Raw genomic sequence first — 17,432 nt, 5'->3', positions numbered from 1 at the left:
CGATAGGGTCTGTGCGGCGCGGCTCTTTTCGCATTTTTCCTGCCGTGCAACGACATTCGGTGCGAGGTTGGAGGGAGATACCGTGGCGGTCGGCACTGCGCGGGAAGAGAAGGCTGCGCGGGAGGAGAAGGCGCTACGCGAGATGACGAATCGCCTGGTCGACGACTATGGCGAGGCGCATCCGCCGGAGCGGGTCGAGGCCGTGGTGGGTGCGGTGCGCAAGCGGTTCGAGGGGCATGCGGTGCGGGATTTCGTTCCGATTCTCGTCGAACGGATTGCGCGTCGGGAGCTGGATCCCAAACGTTCCAAGAACAGCGCGGGCCAGGTCGAGCTGAGCAAGTCCGAGCCGGTCGCGGAGAATGGCGAGAGCACTTCGCCCGACGGCCATGCGGCGGACACCACGAGTGTGTTCGCGGCCGTCGCCGGCCGGTTCGTTCCGGCCCGGCTGGTCGAGAACAAGCGGGTGCTGGGGGTCGCGGCGGCGGGCGTGGCGGCGGTCACCGCGCTGGGCGTGATTCTGGCTGTGCAGCAATCGGATTCGCCGTCCGACGGCGGCACCGCCGCGCCCGCGCCGACCACGGTGCGCGGGATCGTCGGGTCGGAGAAGTCGGCGTTCTTCGACGATCCGAAGGTGGTCGACGTCTTGCGCAGGCACGGGCTCGCGGTGGACGTCGAGCCCGCGGGGTCGCGGCAGATCGCGACGTCGGTGGATCTGGCGAAATACGACTTCGCGTTCCCGTCGAGCTCGGCAGCGGCCGAGCGGATCCAGCGGCAGCGCGGGGTGAGCGGCAAGTACGTGCCGTTCTCCTCCCCCATGGCCATCGCCACCTTCAAGCCGATCGCGGACCTGCTGAACCAGGCCGGGATCGTACAGCCTGGCGCGACAACGACTTTCGACGTCGAAAAGTACCTGTCACTGGCCGAGAAGGGGGTGCAGTGGGCACAGCTGGACGGCAACACCACCTACTCGGTGCCCAAGAACGTGCTGGTCTCCACCACCGACCCGCGCACCTCCAACTCGGCCGCCATGTATCTGGCGGTGACCGCCTACGTGGCCAATGACAACACCATCGTGCGCGGCGCGAAGGCCGAAGACTATGCGGTGTCACGGGTTTCGCGCCTGTTCACCCGCCAGGGATACACCGAGTCCTCCAGTGACGGCCCCTTCAAGGACTACCTGGCCAATGGCATGGGCACCGTCCCGATGGCCTGGATCTACGAGGCCCAGTACGTCGACGCCGCGGTGCACGACCAGCTCAAGCCCGACATGGTGCTGATGTACCCCAAGCCCACGGTGATGTCCCAGCACACCGTCGTCCCGTTCAACGACAAGGGCGACCGCCTCGGCAAACTCCTCACCACCGACCCCGACCTGCAGCGCCTGGCCGCCGATCACGGCTTCCGCCCGACCGACGTGAACCTGTTCACGAAAGCCACCGCCGCCCACCAGGTCCCGGTCGACCCGAATCTGGTGAACCAGGTCAGCCCTCCCGACTACGACACCCTCGAACACCTCCTCGACGGGGTCGCCAAGTCCTACAACTGATTTCGACACCACGAAGCCCCCGCCCGGAGAGTTCCGGACGGGGGCTTCGACGTTTTCGAAGTTCGTAGTCAGTGCCGCCAGATCCCGCTGTCGATAAAGCTCGACCACATCGGGGCAGGGAAGGACAGAACCGGTCCCCGACCATTGTCCTTCGTATCGCGGACGAGAGTGGCGTCCGGATCGTGACGGACCTCTACACACGCCGACCCGTGCTCGGATCTGCTCGACTTGTACCACGCGCCGACTGCCGGTCCCGTCACGCCGCATACTCCTTCGCGTACCGCATTACCAGGTCCCTGGTCTTCTGCTCAGTCAACGCTACCTCGCGGAGGGCCACGATGGTCCGCCCATATTTGCGAACCACGTCCTCCCGCTCGTGATAAACGCCGCCCAAGCCGTGAGCACCCTCGACGTACACGACCGGCGGATCCACAAAACCGTTCTGCAGCTTCGGAAATTCGAGCATCGTGAACGACTGCGCGGTCAACCCTCGATGCGCGCCGACCTCGAAGGTGACGACCCGAATACTGACGTTGGAGCGGTTCCCCACCTCCGCCAGCCAGCTCAGTTGTGCCGACATGGCCGACGGGCCTGCAGGCCGATAGCACAGAACCGCTTCCGACAGAATGACATCGAGCTGGAATCGATCTTCGTCAATTCTGGCTTGCCGCCGGGCGGTGAGCTCGATTCGGCGTTCCAGATCGACAGCCGACAGGTCCGGTTCATCGATCCGGATCACCCCTCTGCGGTAGTCGGCGGTCTGCAGCAGACCCGGCACGAGGATCATTTGGTGGACCGTGATCCGCCGGGCGGATGTCTCGAGTCGAAGATAGTGCGGAAAGTGGGCTTCATACTGGTCGGAATAAGGTCGCCAGAAGCCTTTCGAATTGCCCTGTTGCTGTGCCGACTTCGCCTGCTCCCGAACCTCGTCCCAGAGCGAGAGCGCCTGCACTCTAATCTCTTCCGGCGCATCGTAGTACGCCAGTAGGTCCCTGAGCTGGGATGTCGCGATCTTGGTTGCGAGGCCGTCCTCCATCCGTAGCAGCGTCTGCCGCGACACCTCGATCTCCAAACCCGCCGCCAGAGCGGTCTTTCCTGCTTGTTCACGAATCTGGCGAAGAAATCTACCGAACGCCCTGCGGGAGACCGTAGATCCGTTCATTTCGTTAGCCTCGCTATTCGGGTTGGCACTTTTTGGGCCTGCACAAATTGAGCTTCCAACGGTGTTCGCGATGCGCCTATTCTGCGCGTTCCAAACGCGCAAGACTAGATGCGCACAGCGAGTTGACATTCAGAGACTTGGAGTCGCAATGCCTTGGGATGCTTGGGCTTTGATGTTCTTGACGGTGACCTGCGCGATAGTCTTCATCATCTGTCTCATCGAGGATTTGAGAAATTCCGGTCGGTACGAAAAGAAGCCGCGCGGCCGCCACCGCCGCCCGCGAAACGCGCCCCTCATCCGCCGGGAGGTGAATTCGTCATGGACGACTACGACCGTCTGGAAAGCTGCGACGTCCCAGACGCCGAACCGCCGATGACGCCTACCGAGGCGATGGAATCCCTTGTCCTCCACCGCGACTGCCTCACCGCGATCTGCGAACGGAAGCTGGCGGCGACCCAGACCGTCCGTATCTCCCCCGGCCGGCACTCCACCGCGAAAGTCATCCGGTTCCCCACCCACCGAACGGACCACCCCCATGCCCCGCGCGACCACTGACCGCCACCGCGCACCGCACCGACCGCCCGCCACTCTCACCGAAGCGAAGGCCGGTCTCGACCGCCACCGCCCCTGCGCCGAGGACTGCGCCGCGCGACAGCACTACGCGGCCGCCGTCCGCGACATGGTTCGCGGTCGATCCCCGGGCTGGAATATCTGGGTAGCGCGCCGTGCGTCAGGGCGCGCGTGAACCGACCGGCCCGGGCCAGAATGGGCCGCAACGAACCCGAGGGGACATCATGACGATTCACCGCATGGATCACGTCGGCATCGTGGTCGAGGATCTCGAGGCCGCCATCGCGTTCTTCGTCGAGCTGGGCCTGGAATTGGAGGGCGAAGCCAGTGTCGGCGGCCGATGGGCCGACGAGCTGCTCGGCTTGACCGGCGTCGAAGCCGACATCGCCGTCGTCCGAACCCCCGACGGCCACAGCCGCATCGAACTCTCGACCTTCCACTCCCCACCCACCGGCCCGGCACCGAACGCCCCGGTCAATACCGCCGGCATCCCCCGCCTGACCTTCGTCGTCGACAGCGTCGCCGACGTCCTCGCCCGCCTCCGCCCCCACGGCGCCGAACTGGTCGGCACGATCTCCCACTACGAAGACATCTACCGCTACTGCTACATCCGCGGCCCCGCCGACATCATCCTCGGCCTGGTCGAGGAACTCCTCTGACCGCGTAGGCAGCCGTCGGCGACAAAGTCAGCGGGTGCCGATGGCCGGTTCGAAGACGGTAGCGGCGTTTTGCGCGCTGACGCAGGTGTTCCCATCGGCGTAGGAGACCTCGACGCTCATGACGGCCGTGGCGGTGCGGAGGATGACCGTGCACCCCAAGATGGTCTGGGGCCCGACATACGCATCGCGACCATTGATCTTGGTGACGGTCGGCGCCTGCCCGCCCGGACTGTTGACCGCGGACTGGGCCGAGGCCAGGTATCCCTCGTAGGACCGGATGGGAGCCGCGGCACTGGGATGCTCAAGATACAAGCTCTCATGGCCGCTGTACGAGGTGAACCTGCACTTCACCGAATAGTCGCCGATGGTCGGAACGTCCTTCTTGGATTCCGGGTCGTATCCGGCGCTGCGAATCGCGCTCTTCCGGATCTCCTTGCACGGATCGAACATCCCCGCCGGCGCACTCTCCGTTTTCGAACAACCACCGACCACCCCGACCGCGAGACCAGCGACGATCACGCCGATCAACTTCGTCCGCACACTTCCCCCGTCATACCTTCATACACAGCCACCGCGGCCGAGCAGGACGAGACTGTACTCGCCCATCACGATCCCATCCGCACCGACAGAGAAGTGTCGGCACGCGACGATACGCTCTGCCGTCGTGTACGAGATTGCCGAGACGGCGGGTTTCCATGGGGCGCACGCGATCTGGAGCGTGTCCGATTCCGAGGGGTTGACGCCGGTGCTCGGCTGTGTCGAGGACGACGGAACCGAAGGTCTGGAGCGGTTCGCTTTCGACGATGTCGCCGATGCCGTCCGGGTCGGGGGCGAGAGGTTGCGGGAGGGGCGGCCGGGCCGGGTGCGCGCCGCGTTCGTCGTCGATGCCTTCCTGCACCTGCCGAGAGGGCGGACCGATGCGCTGATCATCGACGCTGTCGAATATGCCCCGCGGCGCCGGTCGATCCGGATCGCGGTCCCGTACCGGCCGCACAACACAGCGCAAGGCTTTGCGGTGTACCGACCGAAATTCCTGGAGACCAGCGGTTTTACCGACCCGGACTACGAGACCTTGGGCGCGGCGTTCTACGCGGGCGTGGACTCGCACGAGCAAGCCGCGGCCGTGTGGAACGCTCACCTGCTGGACGAATCCGCCTGATCGCCACCCGGGCCGGGCCGACGATCTCGGCACCGCCTCGCCGCCCTCAGGCGAGTTTCATTCTGACCGAAGCGGTGATGGGGATTCCGCGCTCGAGGATGTCGGCGGTGAAGCGGCGGAGCAGCGGGTCGGCGGGGGTGGCGATGAGGCAGAGGAGGTCGCGGGACAGCGTCGGGTCCAGGTGTTTGAGGGTGCCGGGCGCGGACGTGGCGACAGCGGTGGTGGGGACCAGGGCGATGCCGAGGCCGGAGGCGGCCAGGTGGGCGGCGGTGGCGGCTTGGCGGACGCGGACGACGGGGGCGAGCGCGACGCCGTGGCGGGCGGCCTCGGCGTCCAGCCAGTCGGACAGGCCGTTGTCGGGGTGATAGTGGACCAGGGGTTGATGGCGTAAGTCGTTGAAGGTGAGGCGATCACGCTCGCACAGGGGGTGGTCGGCGGGCAGGACCGCGATGACCTCCTCGGAGCCGATGAGTTCCTCCGCGCCGTTCCAGCGGGTGGGCCGCGGGCCGAACGCCAGGTCGGCGGCGCCGGATTCGAGATGGTGGACGAGGTCGTCGGCGCTGGCGGCCTCGGTGAGGTGGATGCGCACCGCGGGGTGGCGGCGGATCCAGGTGCGCAGGACCGGAGCGAGCAGGCTCGCGGTGAGACTTTCGGCGCAGGCCAGCCGCAATCGGCCGGCCTCTCCCCTGGCCACCGATCGACCGCTGTCGACGACCCGGGCGGCGGCCGTCAAGGCCGCGCGAGCATCGGATTCGATGGCCCGCCCGATCGCCGTGGCCCGCACCCCACGCGGCAGCCGCTCGACGACCGGGGCGCCGATCTCCCGTTCGAGCGCCACGAGTTGATGCGACAGCGCCGGCTGGGACATGTGCAGTGCCGCTGCGGCATCGGTGATCGACCCGGCATCCAGGACCGCGATCAGACATTCCAGCGAGCGCAGCGTAGGCATTCGAGAATTCTATGGCAGCAATCGAAAAGATTCAGATCGCGAAGGGATGATTCGGGTCCGGCGCGCTGCTGAACCGGGCATGACAACACTGCAGAACACGAAGATGGTCATCGTCGGCGCGGGCTCGGGCATCGCCCGCCGGATCGCCGAGGATGCGACACACCAAGGAGCCCAGGTGATTTCGGTCGGTCGACCGGAGCTGGACCTGACCGACGAGGACACTATCCGCGCCCTGGCCGAGCGCGTCGGCGAACTGGACTACCTGGTGTCCTTGGCCGCCGACCACGCCAACGGCCCGGTCACCGACCTGGACCGCGACGCCGTGCACCGCGCCTTCGACGCCAAGGTGATAGGCCCGATCCTGCTGGCCAAGCACTTCGCGCCCCGCTTCCGCGAAGGCGGCGCGATGCTGCTGTTCTCCGGCGTCGCCGCCTGGCGACCGGCACCCGGCCGCACCGTCATGGCCACCACGAACGCGGCCGCCGCCACCCTCGCCGAGGCACTCGCCGTCGAACTGGCGCCGCTGCGCGTCAACGCGATCTCCCCCGGCATCATCGATTCGGGCGCATGGGACGGGCCCGGCAAGGAAGCCTTCTTCCGAACCATCGCCGACCGCAACCCGGCCCGCCGCGTCGGCACCCCCGCCGACATCGCCTCCGCCGCGCTCCTCGCCCTCACCAACCCGTTCCTCACCGGCACCACCCTGCACGTGGACGGCGGCGGCCGACTGGTGTGAGGCTCAGCGCGGCATGCGGGCCGAGGATGGCGGCGTATCGGTCAACGACCCGCGAGCGCGGCGACGACCGGTGCGAACCGGTCCGCTACGTGCGCGCCGAAGACGAAGTAGGAGAATCCGATCTCCTCTCGTCGCCGCTGGATCTCGTCGATCGCGGCCGCCGGGTCGTCCGGTAGCACGGTCATCGCGTCGGCCGCACGCAGCGCGGCGATGTCGGTGGTGGGCGGGGCCATATGCGGCGCGACCGTATCGCCGACCACCGGCACGGCCAGCGCGAGCTCGGGTCCGTCGCTGGTGCGAAACTCCTGCGCCAGCTTCTCGACCTCCGCCCGAGGCTGATCGCCCAGCGCCAAGGTGACGGTATCCGCCATCTCCGCCGCCAATGCCCGAGCCTTCGGACCGAACACAGCCATCGCCACGGGCGTATGCCGCTCGGGCCCATCCCATTCCCGCAGCATCCGCACGGCCTCGCGCATCTCCCCCAGCCGCTGCCCGGGCGGCGGCACCCCATCGACGCCCTTCCCCGCCAACTCCTCCACGATGCCCGGCCTGCCCACGCCGATCCCCATCTCGAAGCGCCCCTCGGTCACCATCGACAGCGAATGCGCCTCCCACGCCGTCAACCACGCGGGCCGCAGCGGCGACGCGTAAACCCAAGTCCCGACCCGCAAGTCGGTCTCCGCGGCGACCGTGGCCAGCATCGGCGCGGGCGCCGGCTGCAGCTGCGGAAAGTCCGGCATCAGCAACGTCGAGTACCCGTGTCCCGCCACCCGGCGCGCCTGCTCCCGCCACCGCGCCACATCACTCCTGAGCGGCGCCACAACCCCGAATCGAAACGGCCTCGTCATCTCGAACTCCTGTCAGTAGGTATGCCCACAGGATTCGACGTCGTATCCCACCGAAATTCATCGCCCCGGATTCAGCTGCGGGCGAGGAGGCTTCGCGCCCGAAGTGGTGACGCTATGAATTCCGGCTTCTTGGAATTCCGGCTTCTTGCGCTTCGGCTCAGTCGTGGGTGTGCGAGTGGTCGTCGAGGAGATCGCTCTGATGCACATGGGGATGCGAATGCACGGTCCCATCCTCATGGGTATGGGTGTGTTCGTGTTCGCTGTGGTCATGGTCGTGCGTGCTGTGGGCGTGGGTATGGGTGAGGGCGCCGTGACTGTGCGAGTGGGTATGGGGCTCGACGTGAGCGTGTTCGTCGGACATATCCCGGGTCCTTTTCTGTATCGAGTGGGCTCTACGGCAATGCATGCTTACCAGTACGCCGCCGTGATATCCGGGATGCCAGTGGTCGGCGGGTGCACGCGAGTCGCACCCGCGCATCCGACCGCGGAGGTTCTCACACTCCGAACCGGACCAAATGGTTTTATATTGGGTTCGGCGACGGCGGATCCGCCCATACGGTCGACAACCGGGCCGAAAACACCACACCATCAGCCCTCACCGAACAACGGGATCTGCCGCGACGGCGCGGGACCGCCTAGGCGGCGCAGACACCTCGCGCAGGTGACATCCGCGCGGGTCGGTTCCAGCGCGGTCGGGTCCCATCCGGCGATACCGGTGTGGCACAACAGTTCCGGGACCTCCTCGCCCGCGACCCATTGGCCGAGACTGACGGCGTGCACGGTGCGCCCCCGCCGGACGACCGCGTGCACACCCGGCGCGCCGAAGGTGGCCCGGGTGGAGGCGGCTAGGGGTCCGATGTCGGTCATACGCCCAACCATAAGGACAGCCGCCGACAGTAGACCGCTGTCACGGTGCGGAACTCACGGCGACCACGGCCGCTCGACAGGGGCGATGCGGGCGAGTGCGCCGATTTCCAACGCGGTCCATACGGCGCCGTCCGGCCCGGGAGCGATGCCGTGCGGTTCGCAGTGGGGAGTGGGCAGATCGTGGACGGTGAGGCGACCGTCGGGGGCGATCGTGCCGACGCGATTGCCTGCCCATTCCGTGAACCAGACCGTGCCGTCACCGTCGACGGTGATCGCGTGCGGCCGGGCGGTGCGGTCCGGGAGCGGAAACTCGGTGATCTGCCCGTCGGGGGTGAGCCGTCCGATCTGACCGGCGGCGATCTCGACGAACCACAGCGCACCGTCGCGGCCCGCTGCGATCCCCACCGGCGCGGCCGCCTCGGTCGGCAACCGGTGCAGGGTGATCGACCCGTCCATGCCGATCCGGCCGATGGCGTCGGCCTGGTTGAGGGTGAACCACATTCCGCCGTCGCCGCCGGCGGTGATCGCGGACGGGAAGGCTCCCGTGACGGGGAGTTGGAACTCGGTGATTCGGCCGTCGACGGTGATGCGGCCGATGCGGCCGGCGGCGGTCTCGGTGAACCACAGCGCGCCATCGGGTCCCGCCGCTATGCCGAAGGGACCGGAGCCTGGTGTGGGCAGGCCGAACTCATCGATGACGCCATCGGTGGTGATTCGCCCGATCCGGTCTGCCTTGTATTCGGTGAACCACAATGCGCCGTCAGGTCCGGGCGTGATGATGGTCGGCCCACAGCCGGGGTCCAGCGGGTGGGTCGTCGGCTGCTCGCCGGGGACGAGTCGGCCGATCCGGCCGTCGTGGACCAGGGTGAACCATAATGCGCCGTCCGGTCCGGTCGTGATGGCGTACGGTCCGGCCGCGCGGTCGGCCACCGTGTGCTCTTCGATGGTTACCCGGGTCAAAGGAGGCTCCTCACAAATCGTGCTGGGCGACAGCGTGTTCGATGGCAGCAGGTGGTCCGGCCGCAGGCTGATCCGGTGCGCTCAGTACGGCGCCTGGAAGCCGCCGATCTTCTCCTCGAGCAGTTCGGCCAGTCGTAGCGGGGTGCGGTCCTCGAACGTCGGGCCGATGAGCTGCACTCCCACCGGCAGGCCCTCGGGGGACCGGCCCGTCGGGATGGCGGTGGCGGGCAGGCCGGGCATCGTGGCCATACCGGCCCAGACGAGCTGGTCGAAGTACGGGTACTCGACGCCGTCGATGTCGATGTGCCGGTTCTCCAAACCGCCGGTGTGGTTGTGCGGGAAGGCGGGAGTCGGCGTGATGGGGCAGACCACGGCATCGAACTCGGCGAAGAATCGACGCCAGGCGTGGCGGTGGAGTTCGCGCCGGTTGTTCGTCTCGACCCACTCGCGGTGGCTGAGCACCATGCCGCGCACCCGCGCGGCATCGAGACTCCGGTCGTCCGCGCCCAGGGTGGCGGCACGGGTCCGCAGCTGTTCGTACACGTCGACGGGCAGATTCGCGGCGGCGTTCGACAACATGAGCTGCAGGTAGACCGTCGCCGCCTCGGTCGGGTCGGGCAGCAGCAGACTGTGCCGTTCGACGCGGGCGCCCGCGTCGGCGAGCGCCTCGGCGACCCGGTTCACGCCCGCCCGCACCGCCGATCCGGTGGGAATGAGCGGGTGGTCCTCGAGAATCAGGACCCGGAAGTCGGCCATCCGCTCGTGACGCGCCGGCGGCAGGGCGAGGTCGTAGGCGATGCCGTGGGTCAGCGGGTCCGGTCCGGCCATCACGTCGAGCAGGAGCGTGAGGTCGCGGGCGGTACGGGCCATCGGACCGACGACAGCGAGGTCGAGGTCGATCGGCAGGGCCGGCGCGGGCGGCGCGACCATGCCGCGGGTCGGCGCCAGTCCCAGCGACGGCTTGTGCGCGTAGATGCCACAGAAATGCGCGGGGGTGCGCAGCGAACCGGCGAGGTCGGAGCCGATGGACAGCGCGCCGAATCCGGACGCCAGGGCCGCCGCCGAACCGCCGGACGACCCACCCGACGTGCGGCTGTGATCCCACGGATTGTTGGTGGTGCCGTAGATGTCGTTGAAAGTCTGGATATCTCGCAGCATCAGCGGCACATTCGTCTTACCGAGCAGGACCGCGCCGGCGGCCTTCAACCGCGACACCTGGACCGCGTCCTCGGTCGGAACATGGTTCGCGTGCTGCGGGATGCCCCAGGTCGTGGGCAGCCCCGCCATGTCGTAGGACTCCTTGACCGTCACCGGGATGCCGAGCAGCGGCCGATCCTCGCCGCGGGCGCGCGCCTCGTCGGCGTGGCGTGCGGCGGCCCGCGCACGATCGAAGTCGGGTACACAGATCGCGTTGATCGCCTCGTCGTCACGCTCGATGGCGGCGATCGCCTCGTCGGTCAGTTCCACCGAGGTCACCGCGCCGACCCGCAAAGCGGCCGCGAGTTCTTCCGCCGATCGAAGATTCCATTGCATGAATACGACGCTATTGGCCTGCCACAACAGCCATAAAATGCCAGTTCTCGCAAACGAGAAATGCCGAACGGGTGTCCTTCGGCGCGAACTGTCGGATTCGTTCTGCCATATCCCAGGTCACGGCGTCGGCCGGGCCGAATACATGGGGCCGAGCCATGAAGTGCCTTTCGGCACAACGGGATAGATGTCACAGCCGGACCCGGCGGCCCCTCCATCCGCGGGTGCGGGCCGTCAGTCGCCGGATCGATCCGGGAAATACATGCGTAAAAAGTCCGCGAGCGGCTACGCTGAACCGACAAATAGATAGCCGAGAGTTTCCTGGACCCTGCCCCGGCAGGATCGCCGCTGCACACCGCGTTGCACCGAAGTCACCTATTGGCCACTGACGCGAGGGCGAGCCCGGACGCGCGACAACCCCATCAGGAGGCCGGTCATGGCCGAAAACACCAAGCCATCAATGCTCTCCCGTATTTCGATGAAGCAATGGTTCGCCATCGCTCTGGCCATCCTGGCCCTGGTGTTCATCGCCGAGAACCGGCATCGCGTCGACATCGAATTCCTGCTGCTCACCATTCGCTCCCCCATGTGGCTGGTCCTCCTGGTGACCTTCGGCGTCGGCTGGCTCTCCGGCGTCCTCAGCCGACGCGGCCGCTGACCTCCCTCGCGACCGCGACGCCGTTGTCGAAGGTGATCCCCGCCGCGGCGACCCGATAGCGCGGGTCGACGGCGTCCCATGCCTCGACGAGGGGATCGGGCGTGGTGAACGCGACCGGGGTGAAGTGGTGGTTCGGCTCGATGGTGACGCCGTCGGACCGGTAGGTGGAGAACATGATCCAGTCGTTCACGTCCCCCGCCTGAACATCGAGGCGAACGTTCAGCGTCGGCGCATCACGGTCGGTGGTGGCCGCCGCGTTGATCGACGCGACGATCCGCTGGGTGTGGAGTTCGAGGGCGACCGATATCCGGGGTGTGTTGATCGGCGGGTCGGGCTCGTATCGGATTGCGGCGATTCGGGAGTCGAGCTCGGCGGCTGACAACGCGCCGTGCAGCGGGACCGAATGGTCGCCGTTCGCGATGACGATCCCGTGGTGGTCGGCGATCACCGCCGGGTAATGCCGCAACTCGTCGTGCGGGCCGTCCTCGGTGGAGCGTGCCCGCAGCGCGACATCGCCGTCCCGGGTGGGATCGAGCACCCGAGCCTTGGACGCCCGGCTGCGGCCGGTCAGCACGACGAGCCCCTCCAGACGCCCCCGCCCGTCGGATCGGAAGCCGATCACCCTCCCCGGGTACGGGTTTCGGCGCATGAACTCCCGGATATCGATCGGCATCGCACTCCCTATCGGTCGACGACGTAGCGCTGCATCAGGACGGTGTTGAAGGGTCGGGTCTCGACCAGGCGGAGAGGGATGCGTTTGTCCAGCTCGGGGAACATGGGGGTGCCGCCGCCGAGGATGATGGGCGCTACGAAGAGTTGATACTCGTCGATGAGGTCGTGGGGGATGAGGGAGGCGGCCAGGTTCGCGCCGCCGACCTCCATGACGCCGTCGCCCTCGGACTTGAGCCTGCGGACCACGTCGACCGCGTTCTCACTGACCAAAGTGCTGTTCCACTCGACCTCGGTGAGGGTGCGGGAGAACACGTACTTGGGCTTGGCGGTCCAGAGCTCCCCGAACTCGCGCATGATCGGCCCTTCGTCCGCGGGGACGTGGGGCCAGAAGTCCGCCATCAATTCATAGAGGCGACGACCGTGCAGGGAAATGTCGATCTCGCGGTACCGATCGTTGTGGAACTGATGGAGTTCCTCATCCGGATCGGTCCAGTCGATATTGCCGTCGCGATCGTTGATGTACCCGTCCAGGGACACGCTGATGCCATAGCTCAGTTTCCTCATAGCTGAGTAGACCTCCTCGACACTCGAAACTCATCGGTGCGCTGCGTATCCCGGCCATCATCGCACCTGAGGCCATGGCCCGGGATACACAGCAGGTGGAATCACTCGGGTTGGAGGTCGATGGCGCTGGTGCCGGTGGTGACGTCGTAGGGGACGGAGACCTGGTCGTGGGCGATGAGCCAGGTGTTGCCGAGTTTGCGGAGGCCGTAGGTGACGCGGACCCACATGCCGGGGATTCGGTCGCCGGAATTCGTTGTGCCGGAGAGGCGGGCGAAGGCGTGGCCGTAGGCGACGTCGGCGCCGATGGTGAGGGTCAGGTCGCGGAGTTCGTAGTTCACGGTGTCGAAGAACTGGAAGACCTTTGACCAGTTCGCGAGTTTGGCTTCGATGCCGACGTGCTGGAGTGGGGGTTCGACGTCGAAGGAGATGACGTCGGGGGTGTAGGCGTGGCGGATGGATTCGAGGTCCCTGGCGTGCAGGGCCTTCATCACGCCGTCGATCTGCGCGCGGATCGCGGCTGCTTCGGAGGCGGTGTGGTCGGACTGAACGTTGGTGGGTGCGTTCATGATTCGCTCCTAGGAGTTGACGAGGGTGGGGTCGGTTGACCGCAAGGATGCGAGGGCGCCGGTCCAGGCGATGAGCTGGTCGAGGGTTTTGCCGAGGGCGGCGGTATGGGCGGCGGACGGGACGAAGGTGGTGTGGTTCTCGAAGTCGGTGAGGACCGAGATCCCCACCTGGTAGCCGACATCCGCCATACCGAGGGTGCTGCACACGGCGCGCAGCTGCACCACGGCGCGGGCGCCGCCGTTGACGCCGTACGAGACGAATCCGACCGCCTTGTTGTTCCATTCCGCGAACAGGTGGTCCAGGGCGTTCTTCACGACCCCGGGGTATCCGCCGTTGTACTCGGGGGTCACGATCACGAACCCGTCGCAGGCGGCGATGCGTTCGGCCCATGCGCGGGTGGGCTCGTTCGCGGAAGGGCCGAACATCGGCGGGACGGGCTCGTCGAAGTGCGGGAGGGGGTGCTCACGCAGGTCGATGAGGTCGTAGTCGGCGTCGCCGCGCGTCGCGGCCTGGTCCCGGACCCAGCGGGCGATCTGCGAGCCTTTGCGGTTGGGCCGGGTACTGCCGAGGATGATGCCGATTCTGGTCATGACCGAACTCCTGCTCTACTGAACGTTGCTTGCCTTACCGACGAAGCAGCCGTGCGGAATGTCAGGCCCCGCCCGCCCGTCGCCCCTGACCGAGACGCTTCGCGTCGCTCACATTCTTTGTCGCCGCATCGTCGGTATCGGTAATGGCACGCAGACCGAAGGAGCCGACCATGACCGACCCGCAGCTGCCCGCGGTGATGAACGAACGCCGTCAGCTGATCAACCTCGCCTACCGGCTGCTCGGGTCGCTGGCCGAGGCGGAGGACGTGGTGCAGGAGACCTACGCGCGCTGGTACGCGCTGACCGAACCCCAGCGGCAGCAGATCGAGACGCCCGGGGCGTGGATGACCACCGTCGCCAGCCGGATCTGCCTCGACCTGCTCGGGTCGGCGCGCGCCCGGCGGGAACGGTATGTCGGCGAATGGATTCCGGAGCCGCTGCCCGGCCGGACCGACTGGCTGGACGGGCTCTCGCCCGCCGATCCCGCCGACCGGGTCACGCTCGACGAGTCGATCAGCATGGCGTTTCTCGTCGTCCTGGACTCCATGACGCCCGCCGAACGGGTCGCCTTCGTACTGCACGACGTGTTCCGGTACTCGTTCGCCGAGGTCGCCGATATCGTCGGCCGCTCCCCCGCCGCCTGCCGCCAGCTCGCCTCCAGTGCCCGACGCCGCATCGACACCTCCCGCGCGCCGTCCAGCAGCGAACGCGCCGACGTGGTCCGGGACTTCAAACGGGCTTGGGAGACACAGGATATCGAAGCGCTCATCGGGCTGCTCGACCCGCGCGCGACCGCCACGGCGGACGGCGGCGGTCGCGTGCTCGCGTTCCTCGAGCCGATCATCGGGCGCGAACGGATCGCCCAGGCCTGGATGGAGATCGCCGCACGCGGGCTCCCGATGACGCTGATCGAACGGACCGTCAACGGACAGCCCGGTCTGGTCGCCGAGCTCGACGGCGCCGTCGTCTCGGTCTACGCCTTCGACATCGCCGACGGGCGGATCACCCGCATCTGGGTGATCCGGAATCCGGAGAAGCTGCGGCCCTGGACATCCGGGCACGCCTGAGACGTCGCCGGGCCGGACCGCTGGTGTCGGCCCGGCGACCATCCTCTACTTCAGATGCCGGTCGAAGAAGCGGTTCGCCGCTTCGCCCGCATGCTGCGGGACACCGGTGTGACCGCCCATATTCGCGTTCAACGTCTTCTCCTTCGAACCGAAGGCGTCGAACAGGTCCAAGGCCATCTGCCGGTCGTTCCCCTCGTCGTCCCACTGCAGCAGGACGTGCAGCGGAATGGTGACCTGCCGAGCCTCCTCCAGGATGGCCCGGGGCACGAAACTCCCGGCGAACAGGACCGCGGCCGCGATGCGCGGCTCGACCATCGCCAGGCGGGTGCCGATCGAGATCACCCCGCCCGAATACCCGACCGGGCCGCCGATCTCGGGCAGGTCCAGCAGGGCGTCCAGGGCGGCCTGCCATTCCGGGACCGCCTGATCGACCAGCGGGAGGACCAGCCGATCGACGATGTCGTCGGTGACCGGCTCACCGGACCGCAGCGCCCGCTGCAGATCGGCGCGAGCCTGATCGACGCCGGCGGAACGGGGCCGCACACCACTGCCAGGGAGTTCGAGGGCGGCCGCCGCGTAGCCCGCCGCCACGGCGGATCGGGCCCTGCCCAGCAATCGCGGGTACATCGTCGGCAGCCCGGCGGCGGAATGGCCGACCAGGATCAGCGGAGTCGGGGCGGCGACGGTCGTGGGCGTCCACAGGATGCCGGGGATATCGCCGAGAGTGAATTCACGCTCGAGGATGGTGTCGTCGAGACGCTTTTCGGAAATGAACTGCATGGTCGTGCCTTTCGGAGTGCACAGAACGGCGCTCCCGGACGACCTATCGCCCGACCATGACTCCGGAGGGGAGCACCCATGTCGATACTGCGTTCACGGGTATCACCTCCTCGTCCTCCGGCACGGTCCCCGGAAACGTAGCAATGGTCGCCCGGGTCGTGCAAAGGGTTTTCCCGAGGACTCCGAGGCGGTCAGAGCAGGGCGGCGACCTTCTTCGCCGTCGCCTTCGCCGACCCGGGATTCTGGCCGGTCACCAGATTGCCGTCGACAACGGCGTAGGAGACGAACGGCAGCATGGCCTTCTCGTAGCGGGCGCCCCGCTTCTTCATCTCCTCCTCCGCGTTGTAGGGCACCAGCTCGTCGACGCGCGCGAGAACCTCCTCCTGCCAGGCGAATCCGGTGAGTTTGCGACCCGCCACCAGGTAGGAGCCGTCGGAGAGCCGGGTGTTGAGCAGGCCGCAGTAGCCGTGGCAGACCGAGGCGACGATGCCGCCGCGTTCGAAGATCTCGCGGGTGATGCGTTGCAGGCCTTCGCTGTCGGGGAAGTCGTACATGACCGCGTGGCCGCCGGTGAAGTAGATGGCGTCGTAGTCGGCCGAATCGATCTCGCCGGGGGCGGCGGTGTTCTCCAGCAGGGTCATCCGGGCCGGGTCGGCGCGCCACGCCTTCGCGGTGCGGTCGTAGTTGGGGAACTTCAGCGACCGCGGTTCCAGTGGGGACGGCCCGCCCGCGGGGCTGACCAGGGTCTGATCGAAGCCGTGCTGCTCGAAGACGTGCCAGGCGTGAGTGAGTTCGGACAGCCACAGGCCGGTCGGATGGGACGGATCGTCGTAATGGCCGACATTGGTCACGACATTCAAGATGCGCTTGGACATGCTCGAAACTCCTTCTGGTCGTGGACTATTCGGTTACACGGGAGGGGCTCCCGACGGCGGGCAGGGAGAGGACGGCGGCGAACGCGGCCCGCACGTGATCGGCCACCTCTCGGCTCGACTCCGCCGGGAGCTTGCCGTCCAGGTGCAGGAACGCCAGCCCGTGGGCCAGCGCCCAGCCCGCCGAGGACAGCGCGTCCGAGCCGCCGTCCGGGAAGACGCAGGCCATCGCGAGACGCAGGAGATCGTGGATCTCCTCCGCCGCCGCGACCCGCTCCTCACTGCCCGCGTCGCAGGCGGTGCCGAACATCAGGCGGAACAGGGCGGGGCGGCGCAGGGCGAACTCGACGTAGACGACCGCGAGTTCGGCGAGGTCGGCGCGTGATTCCGGGAGCTGGCGGCCCTGGGTCAGGTCGGCCTTCAGGTCGCGCAGACCTTGGGCGGCCAACGCGGATTCCAGGGTTTCGCGGTCGGCGAAGTGCCGGTAGGGGGCGGTCGGCGAGACGCCCAGCTCGCGGGCCAGGGCCCGCAGCGAGAACGGTTCACCGGCCTCGAGGCCGCGCATCGCCGCCGCCAGCAGCGAGGCACGCAGGTCGCCGTGATGGTAGCCACTCTTCACTGATGTTGACACTGCTTACACTCCCTCCTAGCCTCATGTTAGCAATGTAAACATACC

Annotated in this window: 23 protein-coding genes; 7 read left to right on the top strand and 16 right to left on the bottom strand. The window is 67.4% G+C overall.

Going from position 1 to position 17,432, the window contains the following annotated elements:
• The first annotated feature begins 82 nt into the window (after window positions 1-82).
• Window positions 83-1,546, top strand: coding sequence for a three-helix bundle dimerization domain-containing protein (locus ACFYTS_RS06620; RefSeq protein WP_357281314.1), 1,464 nt, complete (start codon window positions 83-85; stop codon window positions 1,544-1,546).
• A gap of 68 nt (window positions 1,547-1,614) precedes the next feature.
• Here the strand turns inward: ACFYTS_RS06620 and ACFYTS_RS06615 are convergent, their stop codons facing one another.
• Both ACFYTS_RS06615 and ACFYTS_RS06610 read right to left on the bottom strand, forming a co-directional pair.
• Window positions 1,615-1,806, bottom strand: coding sequence for a DUF397 domain-containing protein (locus ACFYTS_RS06615; protein ID WP_357281317.1), 192 nt, complete (start codon window positions 1,804-1,806; stop codon window positions 1,615-1,617).
• The gene (locus tag ACFYTS_RS06610; RefSeq protein ID WP_387301812.1) at window positions 1,803-2,708 is read right to left on the bottom strand and encodes a helix-turn-helix domain-containing protein; all 906 of its coding nucleotides are present in this window, start codon (window positions 2,706-2,708) and stop codon (window positions 1,803-1,805) included. Before ACFYTS_RS06610 ends, ACFYTS_RS06615 begins: the two co-directional genes overlap by 4 nt.
• A 318-nt stretch (window positions 2,709-3,026) precedes the next feature.
• On the opposite strand from ACFYTS_RS06610, the gene ACFYTS_RS06605 reads away from it, so the two are divergent.
• Both ACFYTS_RS06605 and ACFYTS_RS06600 read left to right on the top strand, forming a co-directional pair.
• Window positions 3,027-3,263 (top strand): hypothetical protein, encoded by a 237-nt coding sequence (locus ACFYTS_RS06605; protein ID WP_387301810.1) that lies wholly within the window; start codon window positions 3,027-3,029, stop codon window positions 3,261-3,263.
• A gap of 239 nt (window positions 3,264-3,502) precedes the next feature.
• Window positions 3,503-3,937, top strand: coding sequence for a VOC family protein (locus ACFYTS_RS06600; protein ID WP_357281323.1), 435 nt, complete (start codon window positions 3,503-3,505; stop codon window positions 3,935-3,937).
• A 27-nt stretch (window positions 3,938-3,964) separates the two neighbouring features.
• On the opposite strand, the gene ACFYTS_RS06595 is transcribed toward ACFYTS_RS06600, so the two are convergent.
• Complete coding sequence (locus tag ACFYTS_RS06595) at window positions 3,965-4,477, bottom strand: hypothetical protein (RefSeq protein WP_387301808.1); 513 nt, start codon at window positions 4,475-4,477, stop codon at window positions 3,965-3,967.
• Window positions 4,478-4,601: 124 nt separating this feature from the next.
• Here ACFYTS_RS06595 and ACFYTS_RS06590 point away from each other — a divergent pair, with 124 nt between their 5' ends.
• Complete coding sequence (locus ACFYTS_RS06590; RefSeq protein ID WP_387301806.1) at window positions 4,602-5,096, top strand: hypothetical protein; 495 nt, start codon at window positions 4,602-4,604, stop codon at window positions 5,094-5,096.
• Window positions 5,097-5,142: 46 nt separating this feature from the next.
• On the opposite strand, the gene ACFYTS_RS06585 is transcribed toward ACFYTS_RS06590, so the two are convergent.
• Window positions 5,143-6,045 carry a LysR family transcriptional regulator gene (locus tag ACFYTS_RS06585; protein ID WP_387301804.1) on the bottom strand — a complete coding sequence of 301 codons (903 nt, stop codon included), beginning with the start codon at window positions 6,043-6,045 and terminating at the stop codon, window positions 5,143-5,145.
• A 79-nt stretch (window positions 6,046-6,124) separates the two neighbouring features.
• Between ACFYTS_RS06585 and ACFYTS_RS06580 the strand changes: the two genes are divergently transcribed.
• Entirely contained in the window at window positions 6,125-6,781 is a 657-nt protein-coding gene (locus ACFYTS_RS06580) for an SDR family oxidoreductase (RefSeq protein ID WP_387301802.1), read from the top strand.
• Window positions 6,782-6,822: 41 nt separating this feature from the next.
• Here ACFYTS_RS06580 and ACFYTS_RS06575 read toward each other — a convergent pair whose 3' ends face one another.
• From ACFYTS_RS06575 to ACFYTS_RS06555, 5 genes are all read right to left on the bottom strand, one after another.
• Entirely contained in the window at window positions 6,823-7,629 is an 807-nt protein-coding gene (locus ACFYTS_RS06575; RefSeq protein ID WP_357281336.1) for an LLM class flavin-dependent oxidoreductase, read from the bottom strand.
• 157 nt (window positions 7,630-7,786) lie between these two features.
• On the bottom strand, window positions 7,787-7,990 hold the full coding sequence (locus ACFYTS_RS06570; protein ID WP_387301800.1) for a zinc transporter Slc39a7: 204 nt from the start codon (window positions 7,988-7,990) through the stop codon (window positions 7,787-7,789).
• 227 nt (window positions 7,991-8,217) lie between these two features.
• A complete protein-coding gene (locus ACFYTS_RS06565; protein WP_387301798.1) occupies window positions 8,218-8,496 on the bottom strand; it encodes a hypothetical protein in 279 nt (92 codons plus the stop codon).
• A 54-nt stretch (window positions 8,497-8,550) separates the two neighbouring features.
• The gene (locus tag ACFYTS_RS06560) at window positions 8,551-9,456 is read right to left on the bottom strand and encodes a virginiamycin B lyase (protein WP_387301796.1); all 906 of its coding nucleotides are present in this window, start codon (window positions 9,454-9,456) and stop codon (window positions 8,551-8,553) included.
• An 81-nt stretch (window positions 9,457-9,537) separates the two neighbouring features.
• On the bottom strand, window positions 9,538-10,989 hold the full coding sequence (locus tag ACFYTS_RS06555; RefSeq protein WP_387301794.1) for an amidase: 1,452 nt from the start codon (window positions 10,987-10,989) through the stop codon (window positions 9,538-9,540).
• A gap of 475 nt (window positions 10,990-11,464) precedes the next feature.
• On the opposite strand from ACFYTS_RS06555, the gene ACFYTS_RS06550 reads away from it, so the two are divergent.
• On the top strand, window positions 11,465-11,644 hold the full coding sequence (locus ACFYTS_RS06550; RefSeq protein ID WP_357281349.1) for a hypothetical protein: 180 nt from the start codon (window positions 11,465-11,467) through the stop codon (window positions 11,642-11,644).
• On the opposite strand, the gene ACFYTS_RS06545 is transcribed toward ACFYTS_RS06550, so the two are convergent.
• The 4 genes from ACFYTS_RS06545 to ACFYTS_RS06530 form a co-directional block, all read right to left on the bottom strand.
• Window positions 11,625-12,317, bottom strand: a complete 693-nt coding sequence (locus ACFYTS_RS06545; RefSeq protein ID WP_387301792.1) for an IMP cyclohydrolase — start codon at window positions 12,315-12,317, stop codon at window positions 11,625-11,627. The genes ACFYTS_RS06550 and ACFYTS_RS06545 overlap by 20 nt on opposite strands.
• 8 nt (window positions 12,318-12,325) lie before the next feature.
• Window positions 12,326-12,880: a dihydrofolate reductase family protein gene (locus ACFYTS_RS06540; protein WP_387301790.1), complete on the bottom strand. Its 555-nt coding sequence runs from the start codon at window positions 12,878-12,880 to the stop codon at window positions 12,326-12,328.
• Window positions 12,881-12,981: 101 nt separating this feature from the next.
• Window positions 12,982-13,446, bottom strand: coding sequence for a YybH family protein (locus ACFYTS_RS06535; RefSeq protein WP_387301788.1), 465 nt, complete (start codon window positions 13,444-13,446; stop codon window positions 12,982-12,984).
• 9 nt (window positions 13,447-13,455) lie between these two features.
• Window positions 13,456-14,037, bottom strand: coding sequence for an NADPH-dependent FMN reductase (locus ACFYTS_RS06530; RefSeq protein ID WP_387301786.1), 582 nt, complete (start codon window positions 14,035-14,037; stop codon window positions 13,456-13,458).
• Between the two features lie 170 nt (window positions 14,038-14,207).
• Between ACFYTS_RS06530 and sigJ the strand changes: the two genes are divergently transcribed.
• Entirely contained in the window at window positions 14,208-15,104 is an 897-nt protein-coding gene (gene sigJ, locus ACFYTS_RS06525; protein ID WP_357281361.1) for an RNA polymerase sigma factor SigJ, read from the top strand.
• Window positions 15,105-15,149: 45 nt separating this feature from the next.
• Here the strand turns inward: sigJ and ACFYTS_RS06520 are convergent, their stop codons facing one another.
• The 3 genes from ACFYTS_RS06520 to ACFYTS_RS06510 form a co-directional block, all read right to left on the bottom strand.
• Window positions 15,150-15,884 carry an alpha/beta hydrolase gene (locus ACFYTS_RS06520; protein ID WP_387301784.1) on the bottom strand — a complete coding sequence of 245 codons (735 nt, stop codon included), beginning with the start codon at window positions 15,882-15,884 and terminating at the stop codon, window positions 15,150-15,152.
• A gap of 191 nt (window positions 15,885-16,075) precedes the next feature.
• Entirely contained in the window at window positions 16,076-16,759 is a 684-nt protein-coding gene (locus ACFYTS_RS06515; RefSeq protein WP_387301782.1) for a type 1 glutamine amidotransferase domain-containing protein, read from the bottom strand.
• Between the two features lie 25 nt (window positions 16,760-16,784).
• The gene (locus ACFYTS_RS06510; protein ID WP_387301780.1) at window positions 16,785-17,387 is read right to left on the bottom strand and encodes a TetR/AcrR family transcriptional regulator; all 603 of its coding nucleotides are present in this window, start codon (window positions 17,385-17,387) and stop codon (window positions 16,785-16,787) included.
• Between the last annotated feature and the right edge of the window lie 45 nt (window positions 17,388-17,432).

This window comes from Nocardia sp. NPDC004151 (assembly GCF_042874235.1).
Classification (GTDB): Bacteria; Actinomycetota; Actinomycetes; order Mycobacteriales; family Mycobacteriaceae; genus Nocardia.
Note: the sequence above shows the minus strand (reverse complement) of the source record. Positions and strands in the feature narration are given on the sequence as shown.

Bases quoted from the DNA above. Each gene is read 5' to 3' on its own strand.
- ACFYTS_RS06570 (WP_387301800.1), bottom strand. From the start codon at position 7,990: ATGTCCGACGAACACGCTCACGTCGAGCCCCATACCCACTCGCACAGT.
- ACFYTS_RS06535 (WP_387301788.1), bottom strand. From the start codon at position 13,446: ATGAACGCACCCACCAACGTTCAGTCCGACCACACCGCCTCCGAAGCA.
- ACFYTS_RS06605 (WP_387301810.1), top strand. From the start codon at position 3,027: ATGGACGACTACGACCGTCTGGAAAGCTGCGACGTCCCAGACGCCGAA.
- ACFYTS_RS06580 (WP_387301802.1), top strand. From the start codon at position 6,125: ATGACAACACTGCAGAACACGAAGATGGTCATCGTCGGCGCGGGCTCG.
- ACFYTS_RS06565 (WP_387301798.1), bottom strand. From the start codon at position 8,496: ATGACCGACATCGGACCCCTAGCCGCCTCCACCCGGGCCACCTTCGGC.
- ACFYTS_RS06530 (WP_387301786.1), bottom strand. From the start codon at position 14,037: ATGACCAGAATCGGCATCATCCTCGGCAGTACCCGGCCCAACCGCAAA.
- ACFYTS_RS06545 (WP_387301792.1), bottom strand. From the start codon at position 12,317: ATGCCGATCGATATCCGGGAGTTCATGCGCCGAAACCCGTACCCGGGG.
- ACFYTS_RS06540 (WP_387301790.1), bottom strand. From the start codon at position 12,880: ATGAGGAAACTGAGCTATGGCATCAGCGTGTCCCTGGACGGGTACATC.
- ACFYTS_RS06520 (WP_387301784.1), bottom strand. From the start codon at position 15,884: ATGCAGTTCATTTCCGAAAAGCGTCTCGACGACACCATCCTCGAGCGT.
- ACFYTS_RS06585 (WP_387301804.1), bottom strand. From the start codon at position 6,045: ATGCCTACGCTGCGCTCGCTGGAATGTCTGATCGCGGTCCTGGATGCC.
- ACFYTS_RS06600 (WP_357281323.1), top strand. From the start codon at position 3,503: ATGACGATTCACCGCATGGATCACGTCGGCATCGTGGTCGAGGATCTC.
- ACFYTS_RS06555 (WP_387301794.1), bottom strand. From the start codon at position 10,989: ATGCAATGGAATCTTCGATCGGCGGAAGAACTCGCGGCCGCTTTGCGG.
- sigJ (WP_357281361.1), top strand. From the start codon at position 14,208: ATGACCGACCCGCAGCTGCCCGCGGTGATGAACGAACGCCGTCAGCTG.
- ACFYTS_RS06575 (WP_357281336.1), bottom strand. From the start codon at position 7,629: ATGACGAGGCCGTTTCGATTCGGGGTTGTGGCGCCGCTCAGGAGTGAT.
- ACFYTS_RS06550 (WP_357281349.1), top strand. From the start codon at position 11,465: ATGAAGCAATGGTTCGCCATCGCTCTGGCCATCCTGGCCCTGGTGTTC.
- ACFYTS_RS06515 (WP_387301782.1), bottom strand. From the start codon at position 16,759: ATGTCCAAGCGCATCTTGAATGTCGTGACCAATGTCGGCCATTACGAC.
- ACFYTS_RS06610 (WP_387301812.1), bottom strand. From the start codon at position 2,708: ATGAACGGATCTACGGTCTCCCGCAGGGCGTTCGGTAGATTTCTTCGC.